This window comes from Flintibacter muris, assembly GCF_943192995.1.
GTDB classification, from domain to species: domain Bacteria; phylum Bacillota; class Clostridia; order Oscillospirales; family Oscillospiraceae; genus Lawsonibacter; species Lawsonibacter muris.
Genome location: NZ_CALPCP010000018.1, coordinates 34,719 through 52,537, shown reverse-complemented (window position 1 = coordinate 52,537; position 17,819 = coordinate 34,719). Strand labels below are relative to the sequence as shown.

General features: G+C 53.0%; 16 protein-coding genes, 3 tRNA genes and 1 CRISPR repeat array. Of the genes, 15 read left to right on the top strand and 4 right to left on the bottom strand.

Annotation, left to right across the window (positions count from 1 at the left end; genetic code table 11):
- Positions 1 to 215 precede the first annotated feature (215 nt).
- From NFS22_RS13985 to cas2, 8 genes are all read left to right on the top strand, one after another.
- Positions 216 to 614 (top strand): hypothetical protein, encoded by a 399-nt coding sequence (locus tag NFS22_RS13985; protein ID WP_251318365.1) that lies wholly within the window; start codon positions 216 to 218, stop codon positions 612 to 614.
- A 237-nt stretch (positions 615 to 851) separates the two neighbouring features.
- Positions 852 to 3,044, top strand: a complete 2,193-nt coding sequence (locus tag NFS22_RS13980; RefSeq protein ID WP_160570074.1) for a CRISPR-associated endonuclease Cas3'' — start codon at positions 852 to 854, stop codon at positions 3,042 to 3,044.
- Positions 3,045 to 3,167: 123 nt separating this feature from the next.
- Positions 3,168 to 3,818: a type I-C CRISPR-associated protein Cas5c gene (gene cas5c, locus NFS22_RS13975; protein ID WP_160570073.1), complete on the top strand. Its 651-nt coding sequence runs from the start codon at positions 3,168 to 3,170 to the stop codon at positions 3,816 to 3,818.
- Complete coding sequence (locus tag NFS22_RS13970) at positions 3,812 to 5,569, top strand: type I-C CRISPR-associated protein Cas8c/Csd1 (protein ID WP_251318364.1); 1,758 nt, start codon at positions 3,812 to 3,814, stop codon at positions 5,567 to 5,569. The genes cas5c and NFS22_RS13970 overlap by 7 nt, the downstream gene beginning before the upstream one ends.
- 3 nt (positions 5,570 to 5,572) lie before the next feature.
- Positions 5,573 to 6,568 (top strand): type I-C CRISPR-associated protein Cas7/Csd2, encoded by a 996-nt coding sequence (gene cas7c, locus NFS22_RS13965; protein WP_160570071.1) that lies wholly within the window; start codon positions 5,573 to 5,575, stop codon positions 6,566 to 6,568.
- Entirely contained in the window at positions 6,561 to 7,223 is a 663-nt protein-coding gene (gene cas4 / locus NFS22_RS13960) for a CRISPR-associated protein Cas4 (protein ID WP_251318363.1), read from the top strand. Before cas7c ends, cas4 begins: the two co-directional genes overlap by 8 nt.
- Complete coding sequence (cas1c, locus tag NFS22_RS13955; RefSeq protein WP_251318362.1) at positions 7,220 to 8,245, top strand: type I-C CRISPR-associated endonuclease Cas1c; 1,026 nt, start codon at positions 7,220 to 7,222, stop codon at positions 8,243 to 8,245. Before cas4 ends, cas1c begins: the two co-directional genes overlap by 4 nt.
- 2 nt (positions 8,246 to 8,247) lie before the next feature.
- Positions 8,248 to 8,538 (top strand): CRISPR-associated endonuclease Cas2, encoded by a 291-nt coding sequence (gene cas2, locus NFS22_RS13950; protein ID WP_251318361.1) that lies wholly within the window; start codon positions 8,248 to 8,250, stop codon positions 8,536 to 8,538.
- Between the two features lie 178 nt (positions 8,539 to 8,716).
- Positions 8,717 to 9,875: direct repeats of the CRISPR family, unit length 32 nt; unit sequence GTTTGCCCCCTCGCGGGGGCGTGAATTGAAAT.
- Between the two features lie 165 nt (positions 9,876 to 10,040).
- On the opposite strand, the gene amrS is transcribed toward cas2, so the two are convergent.
- Positions 10,041 to 10,862 (bottom strand): AmmeMemoRadiSam system radical SAM enzyme, encoded by an 822-nt coding sequence (amrS, locus tag NFS22_RS13945; RefSeq protein ID WP_160570068.1) that lies wholly within the window; start codon positions 10,860 to 10,862, stop codon positions 10,041 to 10,043.
- Between the two features lie 79 nt (positions 10,863 to 10,941).
- On the opposite strand from amrS, the gene NFS22_RS13940 reads away from it, so the two are divergent.
- Both NFS22_RS13940 and NFS22_RS13935 read left to right on the top strand, forming a co-directional pair.
- Positions 10,942 to 11,238, top strand: coding sequence for a DUF6809 family protein (locus NFS22_RS13940; RefSeq protein WP_251318360.1), 297 nt, complete (start codon positions 10,942 to 10,944; stop codon positions 11,236 to 11,238).
- Positions 11,239 to 11,241: 3 nt separating this feature from the next.
- Positions 11,242 to 12,510, top strand: coding sequence for a tyrosine-type recombinase/integrase (locus NFS22_RS13935; RefSeq protein ID WP_251318359.1), 1,269 nt, complete (start codon positions 11,242 to 11,244; stop codon positions 12,508 to 12,510).
- 162 nt (positions 12,511 to 12,672) lie between these two features.
- Here NFS22_RS13935 and NFS22_RS13930 read toward each other — a convergent pair.
- A tRNA-Val gene (locus tag NFS22_RS13930) sits at positions 12,673 to 12,748 on the bottom strand.
- 191 nt (positions 12,749 to 12,939) lie between these two features.
- Between NFS22_RS13930 and NFS22_RS13925 the strand changes: the two genes are divergently transcribed.
- The 3 genes from NFS22_RS13925 to NFS22_RS13915 all read left to right on the top strand — a co-directional run bounded on the left by NFS22_RS13925 (position 12,940) and on the right by NFS22_RS13915 (position 16,492).
- Complete coding sequence (locus NFS22_RS13925) at positions 12,940 to 14,265, top strand: glucose-6-phosphate isomerase (RefSeq protein ID WP_251318358.1); 1,326 nt, start codon at positions 12,940 to 12,942, stop codon at positions 14,263 to 14,265.
- Positions 14,266 to 14,322: 57 nt separating this feature from the next.
- On the top strand, positions 14,323 to 15,930 hold the full coding sequence (locus tag NFS22_RS13920; protein WP_251318357.1) for a leucine-rich repeat protein: 1,608 nt from the start codon (positions 14,323 to 14,325) through the stop codon (positions 15,928 to 15,930).
- 151 nt (positions 15,931 to 16,081) lie between these two features.
- Complete coding sequence (locus tag NFS22_RS13915; protein ID WP_251318356.1) at positions 16,082 to 16,492, top strand: hypothetical protein; 411 nt, start codon at positions 16,082 to 16,084, stop codon at positions 16,490 to 16,492.
- A gap of 354 nt (positions 16,493 to 16,846) precedes the next feature.
- Here NFS22_RS13915 and NFS22_RS13910 read toward each other — a convergent pair.
- Positions 16,847 to 16,931 (bottom strand) — tRNA-Tyr (locus NFS22_RS13910).
- Positions 16,932 to 16,940: 9 nt separating this feature from the next.
- A tRNA-Thr gene (locus NFS22_RS13905) sits at positions 16,941 to 17,016 on the bottom strand.
- 233 nt (positions 17,017 to 17,249) lie between these two features.
- Between NFS22_RS13905 and NFS22_RS13900 the strand changes: the two genes are divergently transcribed.
- Positions 17,250 to 17,483, top strand: a complete 234-nt coding sequence (locus NFS22_RS13900; protein ID WP_251318355.1) for a hypothetical protein — start codon at positions 17,250 to 17,252, stop codon at positions 17,481 to 17,483.
- Complete coding sequence (locus NFS22_RS13895; RefSeq protein WP_251318354.1) at positions 17,464 to 17,787, top strand: sigma-70 family RNA polymerase sigma factor; 324 nt, start codon at positions 17,464 to 17,466, stop codon at positions 17,785 to 17,787. The genes NFS22_RS13900 and NFS22_RS13895 overlap by 20 nt, the downstream gene beginning before the upstream one ends.
- Positions 17,788 to 17,819: the final 32 nt, after the last annotated feature.

The window sequence follows — 17,819 nt, the reverse complement described above, 5'->3', positions numbered from 1 at the left end:
TTTATTTCCGAGAATACTCAAAATATTGATACAAACTCAACTGTAGTGCGCATTGTTTTTTCATATGATCCTGATAAAGTATATATAAAGGACTTTGAGATAGTTGATACAGCACTTAGAGACGCTGAAACGCAAGCAAATAATGGGAATTTTAGATATCGAGTGAATCCGAAGGCAAGTTGAAGTAATTCATTTTTTGGTGGAGGCATTATTTCATGAGGAAAATATTGGGAATCATAGGTTCCGCTCTTGCTGTGATTGCTGTAATTATTGGTGTAGTTATCTTTGTGCTACCAAATTTGCGTTTTGGGGCTGGAACGGGTGACGGTAATGGTGTAGTCTCAGGAAGCTCTATAAGCACAAACAAACCATCCAAATCAGATTTATCTAAAGAAAATAAAAATTCAGAAATTCGGATAGAGGAAAAAGATATCTATTTTGATGGTGAACTCGTTGATAATGTGGACAATCTCAAACAAAAAATAATTGACATTGGTACTGAGCGAGAATACACTTTTGTGTATGATAATGCCATTAAAAGCACATATGATAAGGTTAATGAAGTCTTGTCTGAACTCGAAAACACTTTAGGTATAACTATCAATCGCGAATAGAAAATTTTATTCATTTATTTCAAGGGCAGAACTGATGGTCAGGTCTGCCCTTGTTTTGTTTGTGAATCTCAGCATGGAATATAGACCGTCACAGTCTCGGTCGTTCAAGGCCGGAAATTAAAAACTCACCAATTGCATCAAAATTCTTCTTTCAAGCCCAAGTATCTTGTTTATCTTTAGCAAATAATGTATTATAAATCGTATCTACTACAAAATTAAAGGACTGAGAATAAAATTATGTACCAAATTTACTATGCAAAGTCTCCTGATATGGATGGGTTTCAGGAGACCAACCAGAGCCATTTATTAAAAACGTCTCATTTAGCACAGCAATTCGGTGCAGAAATTCACAGAGCGGAGGAAGCCCGTCTGTGCGGTCTGCTCCACGACTTCGGGAAATACAGCCAGCGGTTTCAGGATGTTTTAAAAGGAACGGCTTCTGGAGTGGACCACGCAGTCGGTGGAGCTGCTTTTTTATACGGACTGTCCAGAAACAAGGCGGCCTTTCGTACCGCTGTCGAAGTGATTTATGGTCATCACGACGGGCTGGTATCCTTCACACAGCTGAAGTCAGATTTGCAAAATTCTCTTGCCGGTCCGGTCACCTGCCGCTCTGGTAAAGAAGCCGCTTTGTCAGGCAAAGCGGAGTTTACCCAGGCTATGCAGGCATTTGCCCGAGATTTTCCAGATTTTACACTCCCGCTTCTTCTGGATGTCTCACCGGAAGGACCTGTAGAAACCATGCTCCACACCAGGCTGCTGTTCTCCTGTCTGGTGGATGCTGACTACAGTGCTTCTGCCGGTATCCTGGAGCGGGATGCCCACCTGCTCTGCCCTGAGTTTCTTTTGGAACGCTTGGAGGTTTACCGTCAGCAGATACAGGCTGAGTCCAAGTCGGACCCAGAGCTGAACCGGCTGCGGACTCAGGTCTATGACCGCTGCGGCACAGCCGGAGAAGAAAATCCTCCCGGTATCTTCAACTTGACCGCCCCTACCGGCACTGGAAAAACCTTGGCTTTACTCCACTTTGCCCTGCGGCACTGCATCCGCTATCACAAACGACGTATTATTCTGGTACTTCCATTCCTGACGCTGACTGAGCAGAGCGAGAGCGTCTATCAAAATATTATCCCGGAGATCCTGTCAGACCACAGTCAGAGCAAATTGGATGAAGCGGGGCGGGAGTTAGCAGCCCGATGGGATGCCCCCTTTATCATCACAACATCGGTCAAGTTTTTTGAGTCTCTGTTTGCCCGCCGTCCCACCGACTGCCGGAAGCTGCACAGCATCGCAGACAGTGTGATCTTGTTCGATGAGGCTCAGAGTCTCCCTTCTCATCTGATCCATGCCACCCTGCAGGCGGTTCAGACCCTATGCAAAGACTACGGCTGTTCCATGGTATTTTCGACCGCTACTCAGCCAGCGTTTGAGGTACTTCCCAAATTAAATTGGCATCCTGCGGAGATCTTGCCGGATCATCCTCAGCTGTATCAAAGGCTTCGTCGAACCGAGGTAACTTGGCGCTTGGATGCGCCAGTACCGCTGTCCATCATCGCGGAAGAAATGTCTCAACAGGAAAGCGTATGTGCGGTGGTCAATCTGCGCCGCCATGCCCGGTCGCTGTACGAATTGTTGAAACTGCTGTGTGAAGAAAATTCTGTGTTTTATTTGACCACCGATCTCTGCCCAGCCCACCGCACCAGAACCATTAGCATCATTAAGAAACGTTTGCAAGATAAGCTGCCCTGCCATGTAGTAGCAACCCAGTGTATCGAGGCCGGAGTGGATCTGGATTTTGCGGTCATGTACCGTGCGCTGGCCCCACTGGAGGCTGTCATCCAAGCCGCTGGTCGCTGCAATCGGAATGGCTTACTGCCGCAGCCAGGACAAGTCGTAATCTTTGAACCGGAGGACAGCGGGAAGCTCTATCCGGGGGACTGGTATAGCAAAGGGGCGGCAGTTCTCAAAAATATGCTGGCAAACGGGCCGGTAGATATTCATGATCCTGGGCATATTTCGGAGTATTATACCCGGCTTTTCCGGCACTTAGAGGATGATCCAGCTCTTATCAAGTGGCTGAAAGCAAAGGACTATGTTCAGGTAGAAGATGCTTACCGTCTGATTGACAAGCAAGGCATTCAGGTAATTGTCCCCTATGCTGGCGAGGAGGAATTGTATCGGGAGATATCCTCCCAGCTTCGGTCAGACGGCGTTACAGCGGAGCTTATGAGGCAGGCAGCGCCCATTACGGTCGCTACCTTTGACGAAGCGATGCTTAAATTACACGGAGAACCCCTGTTTTTCCCCAGACGGCGGCAAAGCGTGGAGGCGAGCGGATATTATCTTCTTCTGACAGGACACGAAAGCTGTTACACCTCAGACATGGGCCTTCAATTTCAAGAGACAAAGCCCGAAGATTACATGCTATAAATCGGTTGACAAATAATTATGTGTCATGTAAAACATAGTTAGCAATCGTGAGGTTGTGCGAATTGAAATATGTAAAATATCGTTGTCCTGCCAATTGGCAGGACATAAACGGAGGTGAATTGTTTGGAAGAAATCATTCTGGAGGTGTGGGGAGATTTCGCCTGCTTTTCTGACCCCGCCGGCGGCAAAGTGGAACGGCTGTCCTACCCCTTCCCTACACCTTCGGCGGTTAGAGGTATTCTGTCAGCCATATACTCTAAGCCCCCTGAATTTTTTTGGCAGATCAACCGCATTGAGGTTTTAAACCCCATCCGCTACATCAGCTTCAAACGCAATGAGATCAAATCTACGGTGCGGGACAAGCCCATCTACACCGATGAGGACCGGACCCAGCGGCAGACAGTCGCCTTGCGGGATGTGCGCTACCGCATTGCGGCCACTATCGTCCCCAGGGAGACCTTTTCCGGTACAGCGGAGCAGCTCTGCCGTCAGGCCCTGCGGCGGATTCGGAACGGCAAGACGTATTTTCAGCCGAGTTTGGGTCTGCGGGAGTTTGTAGCTTATTTCGAGGAGAGTGACGGGATCAAAGAACCGATCCCGGTTGACATGGACGCCGGACTGATGGTCTATGACGTTTTCGATCTGCACGATTATGAGGTGCGGAAGAAAACTCGTCCCCAGTTGTCTTTGTTCCATGCAGTAATGAAGCAGGGCGTGATTCAGGTGCCGCCCTATGACAGCCCAGAGGTATTGAAGGGGGGATCGCCATGCTGAAAGCCCTTTATGACTATGCCCGTCAAAACGACCTGGTCCTCCCCGCCGGTTTTGTGCAAAAGACGGTAAAGGCCTACATCTGGCTGTCCGCAAAGGGAACCTTTTTGGATGTGACCGAGGGAGGGACGTTCCCTTGCCCTGATATCGGAAGTCTGGCCAACGGTCCGGACAAGTGCAATCCTCTTGCGGAAAAACGCTCTGTAATCTTTCCAGATATCCCAACCTCAAAAAGCGGCTACTTCCGTCAGCTTTTGGCCGACGGCGGGCAGCAGGAATCCACACTCCAGGTCTGTCTTGCTGCGCTGGCGGATTCGGAGACGGTCCGGACCATCAATGCGGCCCTGGACCGCATGAAAGTTAAAGCTTCTGACCGTATTTCTTTCTGTGTGGATGGGGAGTCCATCCTGAACAGCGGTGCAGTGCGATCCTGGTGGTCGGAGTTCCGCAAGCAGTTTCTTCCCAGCGGAGTTCAAAGCCTTTGTCTTATTACCGGACAGCCTACTGTCCCGCCCGCCACTCTGCCCTCGGTTAATGGATTACGCGTGGTAGGCGGGCACTCCAGCGGAGACACTTTGATCTGCTTTGATAAAAGCGCCTTCTGCTCCTACGGCTTGAAGCAGGGGGCCAACGCTCCCGTGTCTGAGGAGGCCTTTGCTGGAGTCAAGGCGGCCTTGGACGATCTGCTGCAGGACGCCCCTGTGCTGGCCGGGATGAAATTTGTCCACTGGTACGACAAGCCGATTCCCCAGGAGGAGGACGAATTGTTCTCCTTTTTCGGCGGCGGACCAATGGAGGAGGATGAGGCTGACCCCAATGAGGCCCGCGCGCTGGCCGATACTTTGGTGTCCAGCCTGGACAGCGGTAGCTGGGCGGCGGCACTTCCCAATGAGTACTTTATTCTGCTGCTCTCCGGTGCGGGCGGACGGGTTATGCTCCGCCACTATGAGCGGGGCAGTTATCAGGCTCTGCAAAAGGCCCTGTCCGCCTGGAATGAGGACTTAAAGCTGGTCAACTCCGGGGGAACAGGGGGGATTCGGCCCGCAAAGTTTAAGGCACGGCTGATCCGGTTGCTGTCCAGGCAGAAGAACGACAACAAGGTCTTTCAGCGTCTGGACAAGGAACTGTCTGGCCTGACTCCTGCCATCATTCGAGCGATTCTCTCCAATTCGGAATTGCCCGATGCCGTGGCCAGCCGGGCCCTGGCCTATATTCGCTCCGGGATGGCGGACACCGACCCGGACGGCAAAGGCCAGTCTATCCCGGACGGACTGGCCTGTCAGTGGCTAAAGGTCTGGCTGCTGCGCAGGGAGCGAAAAAAGAATCAGAAGGAGACGATTTCCATGGGATATAATGCGGTCCATCCCAGCCCCGCTTATCACTGCGGTGCGCTGGTTGCAGTGTATGGTGCCATTCAAAGTGCCGCAATGCCTGATGTTAACGCCAGTATCATCGACCGATATTATGATGCGGCGAGCCAGACGCCCGCATTGGCATTAGGGCAGCTGCAGCGGCTGTCCAACTACCACTTGGGTAAAATCATATCTTTCTCCATCCGGGAACGCTATGAAACTATGCTGAATCAGATTTCTGACTCCATTGGAGACACCATTCCGGTTACGCTGACTTTGGAGGAACAGGCCTATTTTGCGCTGGGTTACCGGCAGACCTGTTCTAAAATTGCTCTGGACATTGCAGAGCGCAAGGCATGCCGGAAAGAAAGCAGTTCCAAAAAAGAAATGGGAGGGAATTAAGCTATGTCAATCCAAAACCGGTACGAATTTGTATACTACGTCTCCTGTGTCAACGCGAATCCAAATGGGGACCCGGACATGGGAAACACGCCCCGCATCGACCCGGAAACCCGGCAGGGGTTTATCACCGACGTGGCCACCAAGCGCCGTATCCGCAACTATATCCTGACCGCCTTTGCTGGTCAGGACGGTATGGACATCATCATCCAACAGTCTACCAATATCAACCGTTTTATCGCTCAGGCCAAGCGGAACGCCGGCGTAGACGACTGTGCCAAGCAGACCAATGCGGTCTATGCCGGGCGGAAAAAGGCCTGTGAAATGTTCTATGATGTGCGCACGTTCGGTGCTGTCATGTCTACCGGTCCCAATGCGGGACAAGTCCGGGGACCAGTCCAAATCACCTTTGGCAAGAGTGTGGACCCTGTTCTGCCCCTGGACATTTCCATTACCCGGATGGCTGTCGCAGACAATATCAAAGATGGAACCGTGGAGCAGTATGAGGAAGCAGAGAAGAAGGCAGAAGCGGACAGTATGCGCACGATGGGACGGAAACAGCTGATTCCCTTTGGCCTATATGAAGTCCGGGGCTTTATCAGTGCCAACCTGGCTGCGGAAACCGGCTTTGACGACGAGGATTTTCAGGCGCTGAGGGAAGCGATTTTAAATATGTATGAGCATGACCGCTCTGCCAGCAAGGGGGAGATGGCAGTGGTTTCTCCGCTGATCCTGTTTAAGCATGCAGGCACTGATTTAGACGAAAATCAGCGTGTGCGGCAGGCCAGGCTGGGCTGCGCCCCTGCGCACAGGCTGTTTGAACTGGTCCATGTCCAAAAGAAGGCGGAGATAGAGCATCCCAGGAGCTACAAGGACTACGATGCGTGGGTAGAGCTGGACAAGCTGCCTGCCGGGGTGGAGATCGGTTTTCAGCGGGATGCTTTCGGGCCTGTAACCTGGGGGGAGCTGCCAGCGGACGAGATCTGGTTCCGCCATGGATGACCGGGAATATCTGCCGCTGTCCTGGCTGGCTCAGGCCAATTACTGCCTGCGCCGGGCCGCCCTGCTGCTGAACGAGCGCGTCTGGGAGGAAAACGCAGAGACAGCCAAGGGCCGCGCTGAGCACAAGAATGTCCACACTCAGCGTGTGGAGCGCCGTGGAACTCAATTAAAGCTATATGAATATATGGTCTTTTCCGACGCACTTGGCCTGGTAGGAAAATGTGACTGTATTGAAGCAGTCCATTCAGAAAATGGATGTATCATTCCTGCGGCAAAGTTTCCTGTCCGGCTTTATCCGATCGAGTATAAACACGGTTCTGTTCGGGAGGAGTTGTCCTATCAAATCCAGCTCTGTGCCCAGGCTATGTGTCTGGAGGAGATGTTTCACACGGATATTTCGAGCGGTGCATTATTTTTTATCTCGGCTCACAGAAGGTTGGAGGTCTTATTTACAGATGAGTTGCGAGCAACTGTAGAAAAGACAGCGGAAGATCTTCGTTCCATTCGTGATTCTTTCTGCATTCCACTGGCAGAATATGGAGGAAAATGCAAAAAGTGCTCTTTAAAAGAGTATTGTATGCCAAAGGTAAAAACCTCTGCTCAAAGGTATTGTGAAATCCTTGCTCAGGAGGCAAAGGAGGTGGAACCGCTGTGAAAAAACTGCTGAACACGCTCTATATCCTCACACCGGACAGCTACCTGTTTTTCCGGAATGAGACAATCTGTGTCCGGGTGGGCGGTGAGGATAAAGTATCTGTACCGGCGATCTCCATTGAATCAATCGTATGCTTCAGCCAGGTTACAGTGTCCACCCCACTGATCGGGTTCTGTGGAGAACGGGGAATCGGCCTTGTATTTCTCTCGCCCCACGGCCGTTTTTTAGGACGAGTAATGGGGCCGGTCAGCGGGAATGTGCTGCTCCGCAAAAAACAGTATGCCACTTTGGACGATGCCGGTTTCTCAGCCGATTTTGTCAGGACACTGCTGCTGGCAAAAATCCGGAATAGCAAGGCAGTACTGATGCGCAGCGCCCGTACGACATCTGACCAGAAAAACGCACGATCGCTGTACCATGCAGCGGAAAAACTCAGCAGTACTGCCGCACTTTTAGGAGATCAAACCGATGTAGATTCTATGCGCGGGATAGAGGGGGCTGCCGCCACGATCTATTTTTCGCAGTTTGATCAAATGCTCTCTGATTCATGTGGTTTTCATTTTGAAACAAGGAGCCGCCGACCACCCAGGAATGAAGTGAATGCAGTATTATCTTTTGTCTATACGCTACTCAGCCGGGAAATTCAATCGGCTTTGGAATCTGTTGGGTTGGACCCTAATACCGGCTATCTTCATGCGTTGCGTCCAGGCCGGCCTTCCTTTGCATTGGATCTGTTGGAGGAATTGCGTGCTCCTCTTTGTGACCGCTTTACGCTGTCTCTGTTCAACAAAAGGCAACTTTCCCAACAGGACTTCGAGACAGATGAAGAAGCTGTGTATTTAAACGACAGAGGCCGGCGAACTGTTCTTACTGCGTGGCAGCGCCGGAAGGCGGAAGAAGTGCAGCATCCGTTTCTCAATGAAAAAATCCAAATCGGAATGATTCCATTCTCGCAGGCAATGCTGTTTACCAGAGTCCTGCGCGGAGACTTGGACTGCTATCCGCCGTTCGTTTGGAGGTAGTTATGCTGTTGGTCATCACCTATGACGTAAATACAACCCAGACATCTGGTGCAAAACGCTTGCGAAAGGTTGCCAAAATCTGTGAACGGCATGGGATCCGAGTTCAAAACTCTGTGTTTGAGGTATTGGTTGACGCAGCTCATCTGGTCAAATTAAAGCAGGAGCTTTCAGAAACGATAGATTTGGAACAGGATTCAGTCCGATTCTACCGCTTAGGAAATTCTTATCAACACAAAATCGATACCCTCGGACGCACTGGTCTTTTACAGTCTGGAGAGCCTATGCTTTTATGAAATATCTTGCGCTGGTCATTTCCTTACATAATTTGCCCGCAGATCGGCGCACACTTTTTCGGCATTAGACCGCATTATCTGCCCTGGAACGTGACATTATGTGCAATTTCACGGCGCTTTTTCGTGAATTATTACTATTGAAAGAGTGGATGGTCGCCAGATATTGTGAAGTTTTGCGGTTTGCCCCCTCGCGGGGGCGTGAATTGAAATGGAATAAAGTGGTAAAATTCTCTGTCCCGTCGGGTTTGCCCCCTCGCGGGGGCGTGAATTGAAATAATAAATATTAAAAAAAAAAGCTTGACAAGAAGGTTTGCCCCCTCGCGGGGGCGTGAATTGAAATAAGCCCCGAACTACGCCCCCGCCCAGGCTTTTCCGTTTGCCCCCTCGCGGGGGCGTGAATTGAAATCGCCTCTCAGGCCCAGCAGAACGCCGCCATCGGCGTTTGCCCCCTCGCGGGGGCGTGAATTGAAATATCCATATGACTGTCATAGTCCCCGGCCAGCTTCAGGTTTGCCCCCTCGCGGGGGCGTGAATTGAAATTAAGGAGGTGACGACATGCGAGAGCTTTTGCGGGTTTGCCCCCTCGCGGGGGCGTGAATTGAAATATTTCACAGGTCCCATACTGCCGCTTTTGTCCAGTTTGCCCCCTCGCGGGGGCGTGAATTGAAATATATTTCGCGCCGACAGAAGAGAGAAGATTTTTCTGTTTGCCCCCTCGCGGGGGCGTGAATTGAAATTTTATCTTCCCCCACAGGTGGGACAGACCTGATTTGTTTGCCCCCTCGCGGGGGCGTGAATTGAAATCATAGCCTTCTGTTCCTCACAGTCCCGCCATTTCGTTTGCCCCCTCGCGGGGGCGTGAATTGAAATTCCAACACAATCAGCAAATCCATAAGGATTCTTTTGTTTGCCCCCTCGCGGGGGCGTGAATTGAAATCATTTGCGGTCCCGAAGCCAGCGGAAAGCGTAGGGTTTGCCCCCTCGCGGGGGCGTGAATTGAAATTTTTGGATGTAGAGGAGAGTATAATATGGCGGCAGTTTGCCCCCTCGCGGGGGCGTGAATTGAAATTTGTCAAAGGGGTGGTAGGTAGCCAGCCGGTCCCCGTTTGCCCCCTCGCGGGGGCGTGAATTGAAATCAATACAGGCGCTGTCGGTTCTGTGCGCTCACTAGTTTGCCCCCTCGCGGGGGCGTGAATTGAAATTAGCTTCCACGCCTGTTCTTGGGCGATCGTGCACCCGTTTGCCCCCTCGCGGGGGCGTGAATTGAAATCAGATTTTGACCAAGGGCAACGGAAGCAGGGACTTGTTTGCCCCCTCGCGGGGGCGTGAATTGAAATTTCTACAACGACCGCGTAAACTTCGAGCGTCACGTTTGCCCCTTCATGGGGCGCAGACTAAAATTCAGTCCCATTGAGGCTACGGCTTAAAGAATACTTGTGAAACAGAGCCAAGTTTTTATACCGTTCAATTTGTCATCGATCGACAAAGGAGTACTGACACTGTCAACAGTTCCCTGTATAGACAAAGGACAGGTACTCCCTCGCTACATCGGCCAGCCTGTACACTTGCTCCACCGGAGTGGGCGGCTTGTCCATCATCTGATAACGAGGAAAAAACTGGGACAGGTGCAGGGGGATATCCCCGTCTACTGATGCCAGCCACTGGGCCAGGTTTCGAATCTCCTCCTCGCTGTCGTTCTCGCCGGGAACCAGGAGCGTGGTCACCTCCACATGGCACTGTTTCGCCGCCAGGGAGATGGTGCGCTTCACCGTCTCCAGATCGCCGTCCAGTCTCCGGTACCACTCTGGAGTAAAGCCCTTCAAGTCAATATTGGCAGCGTCGATGAGTGGGAGCAGTTCCCGCCAGGGTGCCTCCTCGATGGTACCATTGGTGACCAGAACATTGACCATGCCCCGCTCATGCACCAAGGCAGCGCAGTCCCGGACGTACTCATAACCGATCAGCGGCTCGTTGTAGGTGTAGGCCACCCCGATGTTACTGTCGCCTTTCAGCTCCAGCGCCTTGTCGGCCAGCGCCTCCGGGGACACCTCCGCCATTTCAAGCTCCCCGTCCCTGGACATGGAGATTTCGTGGTTCTGGCAAAAGGGACAGCGTAGGTTGCATCCGAAGCTGCCCACGGACAATATCCGACTGCCGGGGTGAAATCGTCGCAGGGGTTTCTTCTCAATGGGGTCCAGGGCCAGACAGGTCATCTTGCCATAGTTCAGAGGAACAATGGCCCCATCCCGGCGGACCCTGGCACGACAGAAGCCGGTCTGTCCTTCAGATAAATCGCAGTGGTGAAAGCACAGTTTGCAGATCATGTGTGACGCACCACCTCAAACCGCTCCAAGGTGTACTTCTCCTGGGAACTGTGTGTTGCTGCAAAGGAGGTTGGTTGAAATGAGAAAAACCCTGGAAGATCTCTACTACGGCAACATCACACCCAATGAGCAGAGGATGACCCCCGGCTCAGAGATGGAAAAAGCGGTAGCTCGTGCCGCCAGCTGTGAAAAACAACTCATGGAGCAGCTCGGGGAAACTGGGCAAGAGGCTCTCACAAAACTCATCCGGTCACAGCATGAGATCGACAGCATCACAGCGGCCGAGAATTTCATTCTGGGCTTTCGGTTAGGCGTGAGGCTGATGGCGGAGTGTATGGATGACGACGACGGTGATATTCGGACTGGAGGTGAATAATAAATGGCAAAACGCAGACCGTCGGGCGACGGCATGGTGCGCAAGCGTGATGACGGACGCTGGGAGGGCCGCATCGTGGTGGGTCACAAGGAAAACGGCGAGTCTATCTTTCGGTACATCTATGCCGACACACAAAAGGAACTGACCGCCAAGCTCCACCAGAACATTGACGCCTACCGGGGGGTAGAGCTGACAGAGCAGAGCAGAATGTCTCTCTCAAAATGGTTGGACAAATGGCTGGGCGAGCGCATGGTGGGAACCATCCGCAGTCACACCCTGGAGGGATACCGGCGAGATATTAACAACCACGTCAATCCCTATTTGGGACAAAAGCAACTGTCTAAGATTACACCATCCGATTTGAACGATCTGTATACGTTCCTCCTGGAACATGGACGGATCGCCAAGGGGAAAAGCAATCACCCCGGACTTTCGCCAACCACCGTGCATGGCATTCATACCATCCTTCACCACGCGCTGAAAACAGCTGAAGCAGAAGGTCTGCTGCCCGACAATCCTGCCGGTCAGGTGATGCCACCCAAGGTATCAAACAAGTCGAAGCGTATTCTCAACAATGAACAGTTGGACGCCCTCATGACAGCGATTCGCAAGGATACCCTCTGGCACGACTTCTTCTACACGGAACTGACTATAGGTCTGCGCCGGGGTGAGCTGTGCGGTCTCAAATGGGAGGACTTCGACAGCAAAGCCGGGACACTGAAAATCTGCCGCACCATCCGCTCCGGAAAGGGCGGCACGCTGGAAGCGGGGGATACCAAGACCTACGCCGGGAAACGGACCATCCTGCTTCCCAGCAGCACAGCGCAGCTGCTTGAAGCCAGAAAACACTTTGCGCTTACCGAATGGGTTTTCCCAGACTTCCTCCACCCGGAGCGGCCCATGAACCCTGGCACTGCTTACCGGCAGCTGAAAAAGATTCTGACGGAAGCCGGACTGCCCAGCATCAGATTTCACGACCTCCGTCACACATTCGCGACCCATGCACTGGCCGGCGGGGTGGACGCTAAAACCTTGTCCGGTATTCTGGGTCACACCAAGGCCAGCTTCACCCTGGACACCTACGCCCACGTCACTGGAGACATCAATGACCATCTCTGGGAGGGGCGCTATTCCCCGAAAGTCAATGGAAAGCGCATGGCACGAAACATCTACGCCCCAACCGAGGCGGAATGCGAGGAAAAGCTGGCAATGCTGATCATGCAGATGAAGCAGGAAATCGCCAATCTGCGCACGCAGAAAAAGGTGAACTGAACGCAGTCCAGTGCCCTCCGGGAAATCTTATCCCGGAGGGCAATTTTTCCTGTCTGTGGCTTTCTGTGTGGTCAGCGGAAAGACCACATAGCATATCACTGCTCAAAACCGTAGAAAGAGTTATAAAAAGCCGCTCTTTTCTCTCGAAAAGAGCGGCTTTCATGGTGGACGATACAGGACTTGAACCTGTGACCTCCCGCACGTCAAGCGGATGCTCTACCAGCTGAGCTAATCGTCCGAACAGCAAAAATTATTATACTCACCGAGGGGAAGATTGTCAATAGGAAATTCCGACTTTTTTAAAATTTGAGAAAAAATTTTTGAAAGATAAGAAATTTAAAATTACTGGTGAAATGTCCCAAAGAGTGTGCTATAATAAAACCGCTTATTATCCCATTTCTGCAATTCTTTCACTAGGAGGAATGTTCCATGTTAAAACTTGATTTGTCCAAACTCAGCGGATTTATCCCGGAGGACTATCTGACCTCCCGTGAGGAGCGGCTGGCCAAGGCGGCTGAGATGCTGGCCACCCACACCGGGCCTGGCGGCGACTTCACCGGTTGGGTCTACCTCCCCCGGGACTACGACAAGGAGGAGTTTGCCCGCATCCAGGCGGCGGCCAAGAAGATTCAGAAGCAGTCCCAGGTGCTGGTGGTCATTGGCATTGGCGGCTCCTACCTGGGGGCCCGGGCTGTGATCGAGGTGCTCAAGTCCAACAACTACAACCTGAAGAAGAAGGACACCCCCGACGTTTTCTTTGCCGGCAACGGCCTGTCCACCGACGCTCTGCTGGAGCTCATTGACCTCATTGGTGACCGTGACTTCTCCGTCAACGTCATCTCCAAGTCGGGCACCACCACTGAGCCCGCCGTCTCCTTCCGCATTTTCAAGGAGCTGCTGGAGAAGAAGTACGGCAAGGAGGGGGCCAAGGAGCGTATCTACGCCACCACTGACAAGGCCCGGGGCGCTTTGAAGGGTCTGGCCGACACCGAGGGTTATGAGGAATTCGTGGTGCCTGACGACGTAGGCGGCCGCTTCTCGGTGCTCACTGCGGTGGGTCTGCTGCCCATTGCGGTGGCCGGCGTGGATATCGAGGCCCTGATGGCCGGTGCCCGCCAGGCCATGGAGGAGCTGGGCCAGGGCGGCCTGGACAACCCCGCCTGGCAGTATGCCGCCGCCCGCCACGGGCTGTATCAGGGGGGCAAGCGCATTGAGGTGCTGGCCGGCTACGAGCCCCGGTTCCGCTTCTTCGCCGAGTGGTGGAAGCAGCTCTACGGCGAGAGCGAGGGCAAGGACGGCAAGGGCCTGTTCCCCGCCAGCGTGGAGTTCACCGCCGACCTGCACTCCATGGGCCAGTTCATCCAGGACGGCGAGCGGATCATGTTTGAGACGGTGGTCTCCTTTGCCCCCGAGGGCGAGTACAAGATTCCCAACGACCCCGCCAACGTAGACGGCCTGAACTTCCTGTCCGGCAAGCCCCTGTCCTTCGTGGCGGAGCAGGCCATGCGGGGCACCATCCTGGCCCACGTGGACGGCGGTGTGCCCAACGTGCTGCTGGAGCTGCCCCAGATCAGCGAAAAGAGCGTGGGCTTCCTGATCTACTTCTTCGAGTATGTCTGCGGCCTATCCGGCCACCTGCTGGAGGTCAACCCCTTCAACCAGCCCGGCGTGGAGGCGTATAAGAAGAACATGTTCGCCCTGCTGGGCAAGCCCGGCTACGAGGAGCTGCGCTCTGAGCTGCTGGCAAAGCTGTAATTTTGAAAAGAGCAGGGACTCGTTTCCCTGCTCTTTTTTATGAAGGAGGAACACCATATGAAAAAGAAAATCCTATCCCTTGTGTTGGCCTTGGTGCTGTGCCTGGGGCTTCTGCCCGCGGCGGCTTCCGCAGCGGAGGCCGACCTCCCTGACTGGTATTTCCTGTTCGCCATCTTCGAAAATGTGGATGCTGACGGTAAAGACAAGGACGGTATACAGCAGCACACAAAGTATGCCATGCCCCAGGATGAAATTGACGCTATCCACGACCACGCCCAAGCCTTTGAAGAATACATGAACCAGGTAGAGCTGATGTGCGCCCATGTGGATGTGGTGGAAATCGACGCACCTATTACGAAATTGGGAGACTACGAAGGCGGGTCATGGTTTTCACCAGAAGAAGTGGACATTCTCCTAAAGGACAAAGTTGATCTGGACCAATACGACCATGTGTTTGCCATTATCAGCTTGAACATCAGCACAACCTATGCGGGCCTAACCGGCGCTGCGCTTGAGAATGGCACAGGCTACTCATGTGTTCATTTCAAAGATAGGGAGGATTGTCTGGAGAACTATCCGAACGGAAACGTTTCTTGGCTTCCAACTCTCTATGTCCATGAATTTATACATTTCACGGAGCAACTGAGCCAGAGATTGGGGGAAGAGTTTAATCTGCATGAGACACAGGAAATCTACGACTCACGGCTGATTGATGGCTGGAAAGCCTGTTATACCGATACGCTTCTAAACCGGGTCCAAGGAAACGCCGAAACTGGGACTGGGGTAAACCCCAATGTTTGGCAATATTCGCCCCGTGTGTACCGAAGCACAAGTGAATGGACAATTCCATCCAGTGTGACTGGTATCGGGGCGTATGCCTTCCAAAAATTTCCCACGCTGACAAAAGTAACCATCCCGGGCAGTATTACCGAGGTTACGAAGTATGCATTCTATAACTGTAACAACCTGAAAGAAGTAACCATTTCCTCCGGCGCCACCAGCATTGGAGAGTGGGCCTTTGGGTGCGACGACCCCGGTTCCCTGACTACGGTGACCATCCCGGTCAGCGTGACCAGTATTGAGTACGCCGCGTTTTGGAACAGCAGCCTGAAGGACGTCTACTACGGTGGCACGGAGGAACAGTGGAAGGCCATTCAAATTGGCGAGTTCAACGAGTCCCTTACTGAAGCCAACATCCATTACACCGGCTCCACCACTCCGACCCAGCCGGCCAAGTCTGAGACGGCCTCCCCCACCAACGACAAGCTGGAGGTCAACGGCACGGCTGCCAACCCCACAGTGTACAAAATCGGCGACAGCAACTACTTTAAGATTCGCGACGTGGCCGCCCTGCTCAACGGGACCGAAAAGCAGTTTGCCGTGGGCTACGACGGCACCAAGAACGCCGTTACCGCCACCACTGGCCAGGGCTATGCCAAGCAGACCGGCGACCTGGCGGGGGCCGCCACCGGCGGAAACCAAAGTGCCGAGACCAGCAACGATGCCATCTACGTGGACAGCCAGAAAATTGAGGCTGAGGTCTATAAAATCAACGGCTCCAACTACTTCAAACTCCGCGACCTGGGCAAGGCCCTCAACTTCTACGTGGGCTGGTCCGCAGAGCGCGGCATGTATATCGAAACAGATAAACCCTACTCCGAGTAACTCCGAACGGCTGGTGGCAGGCAGGCCACCGGCCGTTTTTTGCTGTTTCAAAAAATTCACAATTATTTTAGTTGAAATAAACGCCGTTATATGGTAGAGTATAGATAAACAGAGGGAAACCCCAATGTCAAATCAATAAGGAGTGATACACATGATTCGCGTTATCATGGGCAAGAAGGGCTCCGGCAAGACCAAAAATGTCATTGAGTTGATTAACAGCGCCGTCCAGACCGAGCACGGCAATGTGGTCTGCATTGAGAAAGGCAACAAGCTGACCTTCGACATCCATTACCACATCCGGCTGGTAGAGGCCAGCGAGTATGATATCGCCGATTACACCGCCCTGAAAGGCTTTATCAGCGGTATGTACGCCGGCAATTACGACATTACTCATATCTTTATTGACAGCCTGACCAAAATTGTGGGCGGCGAGTGCGGCCACGAGACCGAGAAGTTCCTGGACTGGCTGAACAAGTTTGCCGAGCGGCACAACATCAAGTTCACCATCACCATCAGCGACGACGAGTCCCTGGCCCCCGAAGGCGTAAAGAAGTATTTTTGATTTGTAATCTCAAACAGCTCCCCGGCGTAGGCCGGGGAGCTGTTTTTTGCTGCCAGCTGTAGGGGCGGCCGCCCCTGCATGCGATAAAACGAAAGGTTCCGCCCCCAAGGCATTCTTTTCCCCGCAAAGGGGACGGTGGTTTCACTGTTTCCAAGGCCTTTGGGGGGAGGTTACAACCTGTAATAGTACATTAAACCGGCCTGAACTAGAACAAATTTTCGAATAGACCCTTGACATTTCCGATGGAAAAGAGTATTCTAATCACAGATATAGAACTAATGTTCTATATCTGTGATATTCTAAAGGGCGGAAATAAAAGAATTCCGGCTTCTCCTTTCGGAAAAGCCGGAATTCTGGTGGAGGAGGGTGGATTCGAACCACCGAAGCGAAACGCAACAGATTTACAGTCTGCCCCCTTTGGCCACTCGGGAACTCCTCCGTATTTTGTTGGAGCTGGTGGACGGATTCGAACCCCCGACCTGCTGATTACAAATCAGCTGCTCTACCGGCTGAGCTACACCAGCACATGGCGGCTGTCCAACAGCAGACGTTATTATAACAGAGAAAAGGAGGTATGTCAAGTAGAAAAACAAATTTTTTTCGACCCGCCATTTTGGGACCCCCAGACCAGGCCGCCGGTCTGGCTCTGTCCCCGATGCGGCGGGGAGCAGTATTGCTGCGACCGGGGCGAAATATGGCGGGGAAAGCGCCTGTGCGCCCGGTGTTTTGGATATTTACAAGCTGAGGAGGGATCGTGATGACATTAGCTGAACTGTCGCTGGAGTACCGGGCCCACGCCCACGCGCTGGACCTGCGGATCTGCCAGCTGGAACATAAACTGGAGGGCACCACAAACGCGGACAAGCGCTGCCAGCTCCAGGACCGGATCCGGATGCTGTCCACCATGCTGCGGGAGGCCAATGAGCTGGCCGTGTTCACCGGGCGCTATTACGACAGGGGGTACCGGCGCAATGCCAAATACACGATATAGAAAGGGCAAGCTGTATGCCGCCGACATGGCCATGTACAGCCGCCAGATCGCAGCGGACAACAGCCAGGAGATCAGCCGCCTGAAACGCAACCTGATCCGCGCCCTGCGGGAGGATGTCACCGCCAAGCAGAGGCAGATGATGCTGCTGTATTACGCCGAGGGCAAAAACATGCGGGAGATCGGCGAGTTTATGGGGGTGGACAAGTCCACCGTGTCCCGCACCATCAAACGGGGGGAGCGGCGGCTCCAGCGCTGCCTGCGCTACGGCGCGGAGGCCTACCTGCGCAATATGGATAACCTGTAAACAAGACAAGCCCCCAGCCGGACTTCCGGTTG